The sequence below is a fragment of the Caldithrix abyssi DSM 13497 genome (assembly GCF_001886815.1).
GTDB lineage: Bacteria > Calditrichota > Calditrichia > Calditrichales > Calditrichaceae > Caldithrix > Caldithrix abyssi.
Window position 1 is genome coordinate 1,875,051 of sequence record NZ_CP018099.1, and the last position, 12,320, is coordinate 1,887,370.

15 protein-coding genes are annotated in these 12,320 nt (G+C 43.9%); 11 read left to right on the plus strand and 4 right to left on the minus strand.

Going from position 1 to position 12,320, the window contains the following annotated elements:
- Positions 1 to 35: 35 nt before the first annotated feature.
- The 5 genes from Cabys_RS07310 (at position 36) to Cabys_RS07330 (ending at position 4,166) form a co-directional block, all read left to right on the plus strand.
- Positions 36 to 788 carry a hypothetical protein gene (locus tag Cabys_RS07310; RefSeq protein ID WP_006929628.1) on the plus strand — a complete coding sequence of 251 codons (753 nt, stop codon included), beginning with the start codon at positions 36 to 38 and terminating at the stop codon, positions 786 to 788.
- A gap of 246 nt (positions 789 to 1,034) precedes the next feature.
- A complete protein-coding gene (locus Cabys_RS07315) occupies positions 1,035 to 1,877 on the plus strand; it encodes a geranylgeranylglycerol-phosphate geranylgeranyltransferase (RefSeq protein WP_006929629.1) in 843 nt (280 codons plus the stop codon).
- 1 nt (position 1,878) lies between these two features.
- Positions 1,879 to 2,490 (plus strand): Maf family protein, encoded by a 612-nt coding sequence (locus Cabys_RS07320; protein WP_006929630.1) that lies wholly within the window; start codon positions 1,879 to 1,881, stop codon positions 2,488 to 2,490.
- A gap of 6 nt (positions 2,491 to 2,496) precedes the next feature.
- Positions 2,497 to 2,883, plus strand: coding sequence for a response regulator (locus Cabys_RS07325; RefSeq protein WP_006929632.1), 387 nt, complete (start codon positions 2,497 to 2,499; stop codon positions 2,881 to 2,883).
- A gap of 59 nt (positions 2,884 to 2,942) precedes the next feature.
- Complete coding sequence (locus Cabys_RS07330) at positions 2,943 to 4,166, plus strand: hemolysin family protein (RefSeq protein ID WP_006929633.1); 1,224 nt, start codon at positions 2,943 to 2,945, stop codon at positions 4,164 to 4,166.
- Between the two features lie 30 nt (positions 4,167 to 4,196).
- Here the strand turns inward: Cabys_RS07330 and Cabys_RS07335 are convergent, their stop codons facing one another.
- The 3 genes from Cabys_RS07335 to Cabys_RS07345 all read right to left on the minus strand — a co-directional run bounded on the left by Cabys_RS07335 (position 4,197) and on the right by Cabys_RS07345 (position 6,273).
- The gene (locus Cabys_RS07335; RefSeq protein ID WP_006929634.1) at positions 4,197 to 4,301 is read right to left on the minus strand and encodes a 30S ribosomal protein THX; all 105 of its coding nucleotides are present in this window, start codon (positions 4,299 to 4,301) and stop codon (positions 4,197 to 4,199) included.
- 128 nt (positions 4,302 to 4,429) lie between these two features.
- Positions 4,430 to 5,134 (minus strand): WbqC family protein, encoded by a 705-nt coding sequence (locus Cabys_RS07340; RefSeq protein ID WP_006929635.1) that lies wholly within the window; start codon positions 5,132 to 5,134, stop codon positions 4,430 to 4,432.
- Entirely contained in the window at positions 5,131 to 6,273 is a 1,143-nt protein-coding gene (locus tag Cabys_RS07345) for a GNAT family N-acetyltransferase (RefSeq protein ID WP_006929636.1), read from the minus strand. The genes Cabys_RS07340 and Cabys_RS07345 overlap by 4 nt, the downstream gene beginning before the upstream one ends.
- A 262-nt stretch (positions 6,274 to 6,535) precedes the next feature.
- On the opposite strand from Cabys_RS07345, the gene Cabys_RS07350 reads away from it, so the two are divergent.
- The 3 genes from Cabys_RS07350 (at position 6,536) to Cabys_RS07360 (ending at position 9,880) form a co-directional block, all read left to right on the plus strand.
- The gene (locus tag Cabys_RS07350; protein ID WP_006929637.1) at positions 6,536 to 7,360 is read left to right on the plus strand and encodes a flagellin; all 825 of its coding nucleotides are present in this window, start codon (positions 6,536 to 6,538) and stop codon (positions 7,358 to 7,360) included.
- Positions 7,361 to 7,527: 167 nt separating this feature from the next.
- The gene (locus tag Cabys_RS07355; RefSeq protein WP_006929638.1) at positions 7,528 to 8,925 is read left to right on the plus strand and encodes a YfcC family protein; all 1,398 of its coding nucleotides are present in this window, start codon (positions 7,528 to 7,530) and stop codon (positions 8,923 to 8,925) included.
- 745 nt (positions 8,926 to 9,670) lie between these two features.
- The gene (locus tag Cabys_RS07360; RefSeq protein WP_006929639.1) at positions 9,671 to 9,880 is read left to right on the plus strand and encodes a hypothetical protein; all 210 of its coding nucleotides are present in this window, start codon (positions 9,671 to 9,673) and stop codon (positions 9,878 to 9,880) included.
- Between the two features lie 274 nt (positions 9,881 to 10,154).
- Here the strand turns inward: Cabys_RS07360 and Cabys_RS07365 are convergent, their stop codons facing one another.
- Positions 10,155 to 10,697: a DUF2884 family protein gene (locus Cabys_RS07365; protein WP_006929640.1), complete on the minus strand. Its 543-nt coding sequence runs from the start codon at positions 10,695 to 10,697 to the stop codon at positions 10,155 to 10,157.
- A gap of 152 nt (positions 10,698 to 10,849) precedes the next feature.
- Between Cabys_RS07365 and Cabys_RS07370 the strand changes: the two genes are divergently transcribed.
- The 3 genes from Cabys_RS07370 to Cabys_RS07380 are packed head-to-tail and all read left to right on the plus strand — an operon-like array spanning position 10,850 to position 12,302.
- Positions 10,850 to 11,467 (plus strand): SagB/ThcOx family dehydrogenase, encoded by a 618-nt coding sequence (locus tag Cabys_RS07370; RefSeq protein ID WP_006929641.1) that lies wholly within the window; start codon positions 10,850 to 10,852, stop codon positions 11,465 to 11,467.
- Positions 11,468 to 11,526: 59 nt separating this feature from the next.
- Entirely contained in the window at positions 11,527 to 11,994 is a 468-nt protein-coding gene (locus Cabys_RS07375; RefSeq protein ID WP_006929642.1) for an aminoacyl-tRNA deacylase, read from the plus strand.
- Between the two features lie 11 nt (positions 11,995 to 12,005).
- Positions 12,006 to 12,302 carry a GYD domain-containing protein gene (locus Cabys_RS07380; RefSeq protein ID WP_006929643.1) on the plus strand — a complete coding sequence of 99 codons (297 nt, stop codon included), beginning with the start codon at positions 12,006 to 12,008 and terminating at the stop codon, positions 12,300 to 12,302.
- Positions 12,303 to 12,320: the final 18 nt, after the last annotated feature.

A 12,320-nucleotide genomic window follows, 5' to 3' on the forward strand; every position in this document is an offset into this window, starting at 1 on the left:
AAAAATGACGGCGGGCTGCTTTGTCCGGCGGGAAAATGGACCATGGCGAAAGGGCTTACGTGCGTAAAATTTTAGCCGGTCTTACGCTGATTTTTGTAACAGGTTTTTTGTCGCAAAGTGGGGCGCAAGATTCGCTAAGAACAAAGCTGTTTGGCATTAAACCCCACCTGCTGCAAATTGCTCCCCTACATCTTGCGGGGGATTCTCTGAATATTCAGATGAAGTACCGCTCTTTTCCCTTACCGCGTCAATATTATGACTTAAAGCGCGTCATGCCTGCCAACCGCTTTTTGTGGGACTACCGCGAGAGCTCCTATTACACGCCGCTGTGGGTTCAGGACAAACTGGCGCGTATCATGAATCGTCCGTCTCCCGGCGAAGTGATGCCCATTTTCCCCATCGCCCTCATTGCCGCCAGACTGGCCATGCAGCAATTGGAGATCAATAAAAAGATTGCCATTAAAGCGCAGGATTACCTGGTAGATCGGAAATACTGGCCGATTTTAAAAGCATTGTGGGAAAAAGCGCCTCAAAGCGCAGAGCAACTTTACCGGCTTGAGGCCATAAAAAAAGGACGGACGCTTGAAATTTTAAAGCAGGATTTACAATTTTTAGTCGAACAAAAACTACTGAAGTGGCGGACGCTGGACGGTGAGCCGACGCAGTATTTTCCCGCCCAGAGTCGGGGCAAGGCCATTCTGCTTTTAGAACAGGCGCTGCAAAATGATCGCTTTACCTTACAACAAAAACAACATTTTTTTAAGTTGAAGAACTACATAACCGATTGAATGGTTAAACGTCAGAAGTTGCCTGTACGCTGCTTTTGAGAGAAACGGGATATGTTCGTCTTTGATAATGTCTTTGTTCAGTCAAAAAAATGTAAGAGTTGTAGATTGACAGTTATAAAAATGGAATTAGAAAAAATTTTGTAATCTTAAAAAATTTGGGAGACATTCAGAAAGTCCATAAAAAACTCTTTCATCTTTCCGCCAAATCCTTTAATTTAAGCGCGCTGGTACAAATAGAAAAAAAATATGGAAGTCGTAAAATATTTGAAAAATTACTGGCAGCTTAGCAGACCGTTGAATGTGTCGATTGCCATGATTACCATTTGGGTGGCCGCCTTTATAACGCCGCAGTTTCACTTAAACTACAAATTATATTTTGCGGCGGTGATTGCCGGTTTGATGACCGCAGGAGCCAATATCATTAACGACCTGTACGATATTGATATCGACCGCATCAACAAGCCCAATCGTCCGCTGCCTTCGGGCAGAGCTACCCAAAAAGAAGCGCGCGTCTATTTTGTGTTAAATTACGCGCTGTCTTTTGCGCTGGCCGCTTTTTGCGGACTGCCCATGTTTATGGTTACATTTTTAATCGGTTTGTTATTGGTTTATTACAGCAGCCATCTAAAGCGAACGGTGCTCTGGGGAAATCTGGCGGTTAGCCTGGCATCGGCCATTGCTTTTATTTACGGAGCCATGTCGGTCGGCGATTGGCGGGCCGGGATTATTCCCGCCGCATTTGCTTTCTTTTTTCATCTGGGGCGGGAGATCGTAAAAGACATGCAGGACCTGGAGGGCGATGTTCAAAATCAAAGCATCACCTTTCCGGCGCGCTTTGGCCTTAAACCGTCTATTGTGTTGATCAATTTTGTTTTCATTTTTTTGATAATACTTACGATTATACCTTATATTCTGAAAGTTTATGGCGAAATGTACTTATGGATTGTGACGATAGGCGTTCATAGTGTGCTGATTTTTGTAAGTGTATTCTTATGGTTCAGGAATGATCGCGCGGTGTTAGGGAAAATCAGTCATTTGTTAAAGCTGGATATGCTGGTTGGTCTGGCAGCCATTTATTTAGGAAGTTAGTATGTTATTTTCATTAATCGAAAATTTAGAGAGGCTGGATATTGTACTGGCTTCTGTTTCTCCCAGAAGGTTTGAGCTTTTAAAGCAGATCGGGCTGGAATTTAAAGTGATTCCGTCCGATTTTGAAGAAGAAATCCAACATCAAAGCAGTATCAGAGATCTGGTTTTACACAATGCCAGACATAAAGGATTGTTTGTTGCCGAACAAAATCCGAAAGCCCTGGTGATAAGCGCCGACACGGTAGTGGCGATCGACGGTCAGGTTCTCGGAAAGCCGGAAAACGAAGACGACGCGTTTCGCATGTTACAACTTTTAAGCGGGAAGACACATCAGGTTTACACGGGCGTTGGCTTATTTTTAAAAGAGTATGAAGGATTAAAGTTGGATACGGTTTGTACGAATGTAACGTTTCGGCCGTTAAGCGAAGAGGAAATATTAGCCTATATTAATACAGGAGAACCTTTCGATAAGGCGGGCGCTTACGGAATTCAGGGACAGGGGGCGTTGCTGGTTGAAAGAATTGAAGGGTGTTATTACAACGTGGTTGGTTTCCCTTTAACGAAGTTTTTTTTAATGTTAAAAGAATTTATGAAACACTATATCATCGGGTAAGGCAAAATGGAAGAGATAAAGCGTATTTTAATGATAGACGACGACCGTCATATGCATCGTATTTTACAATTGTATTTACGCAACAGCGGCATCGTGGTCGATGGCGTGAGCAGCGGCAGGCTGGCATTACATAAACTGGAGCAGGAAACGTACGATCTGGTTTTAACCGATATTCAGATGCCAGGCATGGACGGCAAAGAATTAATCCAGAAAATCCGGAAAAAATTGCCTGAAATCCCCATTCTCATTATTTCTGCCTATGAAGAGGAAAAATTTGAGGCTGAAATTAAAACCATGAAAAAGATTCAGATGGTCGCCAAACCGTTCGACCAGACTACCATCCTGGAGAAAATCAGGGCATTATTGAATTCCAATGATATATCTGCAAATTAAAATCATGAATGATCACTTTGTGCGTAAAAATTTAATCTATCAGGCGAGTAAAAGTTAAAATGGATCAACAAGTAATAAATCTGACGCTGGTTATTCTTGGCCTGGCGTTGTCTTTTGTGTTCGCCGGGGCCGAAGCGGCCTATACGGTTTTTAATAAATTGCGGCTGGAAATATGGAAAAAGCAAAAGGTGAAATTAATTAAGCCGCTTACTTATTTTCAGCACAAACCGGAAGATTTTTTTTCCACCATTCTTTTCGGAAATAATATTGCCAACATTTTAACCACCACCTTTGCCACGGTTTTGTTGGTTAAGTTTGTGGACGAGGGGAGCGCCTGGCTATTAATTACCGCCGGAATTCTGATCTTTGGCGAGATCATTCCCAAAAGTCTGTTCAGAAGTCTGGTTAATCAGGTGATTCGGCCGGTTTCGGTCATCATATACCTTTTTTACTGGATTTTTAAACCGGTGATTAAATTTCTCAATTTTTTGGTTGATATCTTTTTAACGCTGTTTAGAATACGACACGAGACCACGCGCGATTTTTATTCTAAAGACGAATTGAAATTGTTGTTGAAAGAAGGATATGGCGACAGCCGAAAGAAACGGCCGGAAATGGATTATATCGACAATATTCTGCATTTTGGGCACATAAGAGTCAAAGAAGCCATGACGCCCAGAACAGAAATGGTGGCAGCCCCCGATTCAATTTCCATTGAAGAATTAAAAGATTTATTTATCAAACACAATGTGATGCATATCCCGATTTATGAGGACGATCTGGATAATGTGATTGGCATTGTCTTTTTGTGGGAGTTTTTCAACGGCGCCCAAAACATTAAAGATATCCTTACTCCGCTGGAAATGGTGCCCGAAAACTTAAGCTGCGCGCGTTTAATGCAGGAATTTAAAGCTAAAAATATTTCGGTGGCGCTGGTGGTTGACGAATATGGCGGTACGGCCGGACTGGTAACGATGGATGATCTGATTGATGTTATGTTTGGCGATTTCCCTGAAATGTTCGAAGAAACACCTAAAATTAAAAGACTAAACAGACATACCTGGGTGCTGGACGGCAATTTTCCTCTGGACGATCTGAGCGAATTAACAGGCATCGAATTTCCACAGGGCAATTTCGAAACGATTGCCGGCCTGGTGCTGGAAAAGTTGGGACACATCCCGCAAAAGGAAGAAACGGCTGTTTTCGAAGATTTTAGAGTGGTGATAACAAAAGCAAACAGGCGTAAAATAGAAGAAGTTAAGTTGATTAAAAATTTAAAGTAAAAAGCCACCGTTAACGGTGGCTAATACTCTTCAGGATTGCTGTTTTCCCTGTTTTCTGCGTTTACGTGGACGCGTTTTTCCGTATGAACCGCGAAAAATTTTACCGCGACGTGTTCTACGATCTCCTTTTCCCATCAATCCTCCAATCGTTAACTTGTTCGGCTTAAATTTAGTAAATTTCGAAAACGCAGGCAAATTCGTCTGGCACAACCGCTAAACCTGTTAAACTTTACTTTAACTTTACTATTGACTGAGCCTGGCAATTAGGGTGAGTACTCCTTACGCTGTTTACGGGAATATTGCTTCAGGATGTAGCCGGCTTCCGGGCCGAACTGCAGAATAAAATGGAGAATGGATTTTCGGGCATAGTTTTCCAGAAAAGTGGAATGCGGCAGGGGGGCAAATAGCAAGGTGCGGATGTTTTGCGCTTTTAACACACGGGCGTCAATCCATTGCTTTCTGAATGTTTGTTCGGCGGCCATGTAAGCTTCGCATTGAAATTGTTTGCACCAGTCGCCCACCAGGCGGCTGGCGTCGCCTTTAAAATCCAGTTTGCTCGAACGGTAAATTTGCAGCGGTAAATGCAGCCATTTGACAAGTTTTAAATGAAGCTCAAACAACAGGTCTCCCAGATACACGAAATCCGTGCTGTACAGGTCTTCAATTTCCGGCAGGTAGTATTCGGCAAAAGGAAAGTTGTGAAACAGGTGGCGGAGCGTTTTTACATGTTTTTGTTTCCAGAAGGTTTGTTCCACCACTTTGCGTTTAAATATTTGATTTTCACTCGCTTCGTGTTGTACGGGAATGGTTAAAACATCTTCCGGCGTGTTTAGTGGAGCAGAACGATTAATGCGCGCTCCCTTGCTGAACGGAAGATGATCGGCAAAGATCGCGATCTGGCACTGAGACATTTGCCAGAAGTACATTAGATCTGGTAAAAATGTCGGACGAAACGTCGAAAGAATCATTGCTTTATTTTGCTTATCATTAATTTAACAATCTTTTTTAAATTCAGCGTTAAATCTTGCCAGGCAAAAAATAATTTAGCTTTTAAGGAGATGGGAAAGATCAGTTTGTGTAAAAAGATTTTCTCCTTTGTCCATTTGTACTTGTAAGGTTCGTTGCCGCGCATAAAATCGAATTTTTTCAGCCCCATGGCGATGGCATCTTCAATGGCTTTTAAAATGATCTGGTTGCCCAGGCCGTACTGGGTGTAAGCCGGATCAAAGCCGCCCTGCATGTACATCATACTGCCGTTAAATTTATAGCAATACAGGCTGCCAATCACTTTATCTTTGTCCCATATCTGGTACAACTGCAGCCAGTTGTTCTTTAAAAAGATTCTGGCGATTTGCTGATGGAATGTACCGCGTCGCTCAAAGTTGAATTTACTGGCGGCCTGTTTGGCTTTAAAGCGCTGATCGTGTAAAACAAAAAGATTTTCAATGGCCCGCTCAATCTGCGAAAAATGCTCTACAAGTTCGATCCGAAATCCGGCGCGCTCCAATTTATTCCGCGCCCGCTTCAAATTGGAGCGGAAATTTTTGGACAAAGAGCTCATCAACTGTTCTGCGCTTTGAGGCAGGGGAAGAAACGGGCAGACCTTGATGCGGTAGTGATAGACATTGGTATTCAAAATATTGGCCAGTTCTTCCTTTTCCAGGAGCAAGGTGGAATCGTCATGGATGTTTTCAAACAGTAAAACATCAAAACGCAAAAAGAAATCAACCACACGGGGCTCACCAAAAATCTTTTTTAAGATGACGACCTTTTTATCCGGCGCGCAAATAAGGTCCAGATAGTCGCTGGATTCTATTTCGGTGCCCATTAATTGTAATGTTTTTAATCCCTTTTTCCGCCCATGAATTTTAAGATGACTGAACAGGGGAAGAATGGCGATTAATTCTCTGGTTTCTATGTTGCGCACGGTAATGATAGCCGGCTGTGGGCGCACGAAACGCTCCTTGTAAATCTGCCACCAGGTATGGAGCCACTCGAATGTCAAAAAGATGGAGTCCGGCTTTACTTCTTCTACCAATTGTTGCCATTCTTTTTGAAGCGCATCGAACTCGGAATCCGTTTTTAAAATATTTATGAGAATTGACATGTATATTCCTGCTTTAATTGATTGATTAAATTTAAATATTCGAAAGGTTCCTTCCAAAACATTAATTACCTATCGCCGTCTCTGAGTGGTCGGATGGGTTATCAGAAGGATGTAAGTCAATAAAAAACAGGCTAAGATGAATTGTTTTCCAAGCGCCCATATAAATTTTTTTAAGCCAAAATTTAAAAAAGTAATTCAAGCAACGAATTATGTAGTAGAACGAACAGTCAACCAAACAAAAAGAGGATTAGGAGGTAAAGTCATGGGTGCAGACTTAACCAGAATCAACACCAACATTCCGGCCTTACAGAATGTAGATATTCTGTCCCGGGTGAGCGATCAGATCGCAAAACATCAGCTTCGGCTGGCAACCGGCAAGCGCATTAACTCGGCTGCGGAAGATCCTGCCGGTTACATGTTGTCCCGCGGCCTGGAATCGCGCAGGCGCGGTTTGCAGGTGGCGCTGGATAACGTTTCTAACGCGCAGAACATCCTGGATGTGGCAGAAGGAGCGTACGCCAACATTATGGATATTCTGCAAACGTTGAAAGAAAAAGCCACGCAGGCTGCCGACGGAAGCTTGAACAGCACACAAAGAGCGGCCATTGACGGGCAGGTATCGGCCTTGATCACTGAGATCGATGATATTGTAAACAACACCACTTTTAACGACAACACCTTGATTGACGGAAGCTTTGATACGGCATTTCAGACAGGCGAAAAGGGAAGCGAGCAGTTGCAGGTTTCGCTGGGGGCCGCCGACAGCGCTTCATTGGGTATCGATAGCATTGATTTAACGACCGCCAACGGGGCAAGCACGGCCATTTCAACCATCACCACGGCCATTGATAACCTGGCGCAAAAGATGAGAACCCTGGGCGAATACAAGGTGCGCCTGCAGTCAAAACAATCGAATCTCTCTGTAGCTATTACCAACACCGAAGCGGTGCGCAGCACGCTGGAAGACGCCGATTTTGCCAGAGAGCAGACGGAAGTGATGAAACTGCAAATTCTGCAGCAGACTTCGCTGACTTCTTTAACGCAGGCCAATGCCGCTCCACAATTAGTTTTACAAATGTTCCGTTAAGCCAACCCCAACCCGGCCCTTAAGGCGAGGATGCTTGCATCTTCGCCTTATTTTTTTGACGACATGCCCTTTTTTTAAACAGCCATCAGTAATGCCCCTAAATAAGTTTGTTTGTAATGGTAATATTTTCTAAAATTGCAGAAAGAAAAACCAAACCGGAAGTAAAGATGAACTGGGATAAACTCAAAAGTCCGAACACGTTTTTATTGATTTTTTTGTTAATCATTTTAACGGCTATGATGACCTATTTATTGCCGGGCGGAGAATATCAGTTTATTGAATCGGGCGGGCGAAAGATCGTTGATCCCCAATCATATCAGGCTGTTCCTGGTAATCCGCAGGGGATAGGGGCCATTTTAAAAGCGCCCATTCGCGGTTTTATTGCGGCCGCGCAAATAATCGGTTTTGTGCTTTTAGTAGGCGGCGCGTTTTCTGTACTGCAAAAAACCGAAACCATCGATGTGGCCATTCGTGTGCTGGCAAACGCTCATCAGCACTCTCCGTTGATCCGCAAAGCAATCATTCCTGTGTTCATGATTATCTTTTCGCTGGCTGGCGCTGTTTTTGGCATGAGTGAAGAGGTTATCCCATTTGTTCTGCTGTTTATTCCGCTGGCTCTTGCTCTGGGCTACGATACGGTAACGGGCGTTGCCATTCCGTTTGTAGGCGCTGCCGCTGGTTTTGCTTCGGCGTTCATCAATCCTTTTACACTGGGCGTGGCGCAGGGCATTGCCCAGCTTCCGCCGCTGTCCGGATTTGGCTACCGCTTTTTCTGCTGGACTTTAACCACCGGCCTGGCCATCCTGTATGTAAATCGTTATGCGTTGAAAATAAAAAATGACCCACAAAAAAGTATTACGTTTGAACAGGATCAGAAACGAAAACAAAAACTGCATATCGAAAATATGAATTCCGAGCTGTCGCTGGATGTCCGTCATAAAACGGTGCTGGTTATCTTTACTCTTTCCATGTTTGCGCTGGTGGCCGGCGTTATGCTCGATCAATGGTATATTAATGAAATTGCCGCTCTTTTTGTGGCCACCGGAATCATTGTGGGTATTGTGGGGCGTCTTTCTGTGGATGAGATTACCGGCGGATTTATTCAGGGCGCTAAAGATTTAATGGGCACGGCTTTTGTTATTGCTCTGGCCAGGGGCATCTTAATCATTGCCCAGGATGGCAAAATCATCGGCACCATTTTACATGGCCTTTCTTCAATCATTACGGGCGTCCATCCGGTGATGGCCGCTCAACTGATGTTTGTAGTGCAAATGCTCATCAACTTTTTCATTCCTTCCGGCAGCGGGCAGGCTGCGTTAACCATTCCGATCATGGCGCCGCTTTCCGATCTGCTGGGCGTTAGCCGGCAAACGGCTGTGCTGGCCTTTCAGTTTGGCGACGGCTTTAGCAATTTGATTATTCCCACCTCTGCCGTAACCATGGGCGTTTTAGCGCTGGCCGAAATCCCCTGGGAAAAATGGGTAAAATGGATTTTGCCCCTGGAAATCCTATTTATAATTTTAAGCTTAGTTTTATTGATACCCCCGTTTTTTATAAACTGGTAGAAAAAGAGAAAACACGATTTTTGCCCTTAAGGCAGCTAAGCCGCAACCAAAAACATTTTTGCAGGGATTTAAGCAACCACAGAGCGCACAGAGAAGTCACAAAGCGCGCAGAGAATGTTTTAATTGAATAGTTTCAATTGTCCCTCCCCTGCACTTTTTCTCCCAAAATAAAAATCTGGGAGAGTGGGAAGATGATCGCACACAGTGCAAGCAACCAGTGCAGGCAACCAGTGCAAGCAGCCAGTGCAAGCAACCAGTGCAAGCAACCAGTGCAAGCAACCAGTGCAAGCAGCCAGTGCAGGCAGCCTATATTTAACACTGAAAGGTGTGAGTATTTCCGTTGAACATTTAACTATTCAACCAATTAACCATTCAACTAATCAACCACTTTAGCGGCACAAAATTTTCGCTCACGCGATGCAACGAAGGAAGTATTCTAAAAGCCAGAGAGAGCGATAAATTATTTGTTTTGCGAGGGGATGCAAAACAAGCGTGGTGCATAGAGAAATCGGACGGCTATCAGAACTTTTTATAAACTGATGTTACAAAATTACACATTAAAATTAAATTGATCAGATACTGGCCGACCTAAAGAGTTGTGGTGTTAAAATTTTCCTGATAGGGAGAAAAAATTGACACAGCCAGTGGATGTAGCACTGAGAAATAGACCTGAAATCATGAGAAACGGCTTTGGCACGGTCTTTGTACATCCTTCATCTAAAGCGAACAACGGAAGGATATAGTCATGGTAAATTTGCAGAAAGAACGGTCGGAAACGAAACCTCGAACCATGGTGGTCGTTTGCGCCTGGTGCCATCGCCAGCGCGTTATGGGCCCGGATTTGAACCTGTACTGGATTGAAGTAGAAGACAGACAGGGAACGACGCATGTCACCCATACCATTTGTCCGACCTGTAAAACAAAAATGAGCGGACAGTTAAAAGTCGATTATTGAAAGCAGCCCCCCAGGTTTTTTTAGTCTCTTCACAAAAAAGTAATGCTTTTGGTACTTGCGATATTTTAAGGTAATAGAGCCGCAAGTAAAATAAACCTGAGATGTATTCAGCTGCCCAGGGCATTCCAATTCCATCTGAAGCAAATAACCTTAAACTCCGTCCGTCAGCCAATCATGGAAGATTTTGTTCCGATGTACATTGCGTAAACCGTTGAAACGGTTTCCTTAATTTTTATGCCTTCCCCGTCTGGCCCTTTTACATTCAACGAATTAACTAATCATCCTCAAGCAACTGCCGTAGTGGTTTTACATTCCAAAAGAGTTCGGCATGGAGTTTTTGCAGCTGATCCCCCATCTTTTCCAATTTTTTGCCGCGAAGTTCAAGGGAGCGGGCTTTTTTGTCCATTTCTTCTGTGACCTTTTCCAGCTCCTCTTCTGCGTCATACTCGCCAAAAACTTCTCCGACCAGGGCGCTAATGCCGTATAGGCTGGTTTTGGCGATTGCTTCTAAGGCCAGTTTTACGGACTCAAATCCTAATTTTTTTGCATTTTGAATTAAGGCCATGGTCTGGTCATAATATTCCGCTACCAATTTTTGTTCACGCCGATCTAAATCGATCCGTTCACCGTTAATCAAAAGATCAGAATTTTCAGTGATCTTGATTTCCGTCCAGGGCGCAGAATCCAGTTTGATCAAAATGTTTTTTTCATCGAGTTCAATGTTGAAGTCGTCCACGTCCATGTTTTGCGCCCATAAAAAGAGAGGCAGAAAAATGGAAACAAACAATAGTGCCGGGTTGAAATATTTAATGCGCATCGTTTTGCTCCTTTTTTGACAACTTATATTCAAATACGCAACATAAATGCCAGAGTTGCATCCGCAAATTGAGTTCATTTTAGAAAAAATTGCTTTTTTATCCGGCTGTCTGTATTATTGTAATGTAAAAGTGTAATTTAGGAGAGAGGAAGATGCGAGAAAATACCTCGCCTGTGAAAATTCCTCTCCTTCGTCCGGATCAGCAAGACGCTTTGGCGTTAAATCAACTGTTATTAAAGCGCAAATCTCACAGGAATTTTAAGCCACAATCCATAACTCTTAAAGAGCTTTCGCAGTTATTATGGGCGGCACAGGGCGCTGTGGCGCCTGGCCGTCGAACCGCGCCTTCGGCCGGAGCCATTTTCCCTTTTAGAATTCTGACTGCCATTGAATTAGCCCCTCCTCAAATGAGCGTTGGTTTGTATTTGTTTGAGCCTGATGCTTTTAGATTAAAGTTAATGGCGAAAGGAGCCTTTAGAGAAAAATTGTATCAGGCCTGCATGTTTCAGGAGTGCATTTTGCAAGCCCCGCTTTGTCTTATTTTGTATGCCAAGCTAACGATGGTGGAACGCGTTTACGGAGAACGCGCTTTCAATTATATCTTTCTGGAAGGGGGGCATATTGGTCAGAATATTTATCTGGCGGCAACGGCATTAAATCTGGGCACGGTTGCCGTGGGCGCCTTCAGGGATGAAATGATCAGGCAAATTCTTATGCTTTCGGCAGACGACATTCCGGTTTACCTCTTTCCGGTGGGAAAGCCCGTTTAAAAAACGTTACGTTGCGTTTCATAAATAAATGATTGTATAATCATGAAGGAGGGTAGGCCATGCCATTGCAAAAATTACGAAATTTTTTGGATGAGCAGGGGGTGCGCTATGTTTTAATTGTCCATTCGCCGGCGTACACCGCTCAGGAAATTGCCGCATCGGCGCACATTCCCGGAAAAAAATTAGCCAAAACGGTGATGGCTAAGGTTGATGGCAAGATGTCCATGTTTGTTTTGCCGGCCACTTATCAATTAGATTTGAGCAAATGCAAGGCGGAGATGAACGCTAAAGAGGTTGAGTTAGCCAGCGAAGAGGAGTTTAAATACCTGTTCCCCGAATGTGAAATCGGCGCCATGCCGCCTTTTGGAAATCTTTATGGCTTGCCGGTTTATGCCTGCAAGGAACTGGCTGAGAATGATGAAATCGCTTTCAACGCCGGCAACCATCGAGAACTCATCAAATTGCCGTTTGCCGATTTCCAACGCCTGGTAAATCCAATGATAATTGACATAACCAAAGAAATGTAAAGGAGAACGCCATGCCAACCTTTATTTTATTAACCAAACTATCGCCCTCGGCCATGAAGGACGCCCGGACGCGCGAACAGATCGGGCGGGAATGGTTCGAAACCGTCAAGCAAAAGTGTCCTGAAGTGCGCTGGATTGATCATTTTGCGCTGCTGGGTCAATATGACTTTATGGATATCTATGAAGCCCCGGATGAAAAAACGGCGATTAAGGTTTCCATGATTACCATGTCTAAAGGCGCGGTAAAAGCGGAAAGCATGCCGGCCATTCCTTACAAGCAGTACCTGGAAGTGATTAAAGATATTTGAAAAGCGGCAGGGGCTGTT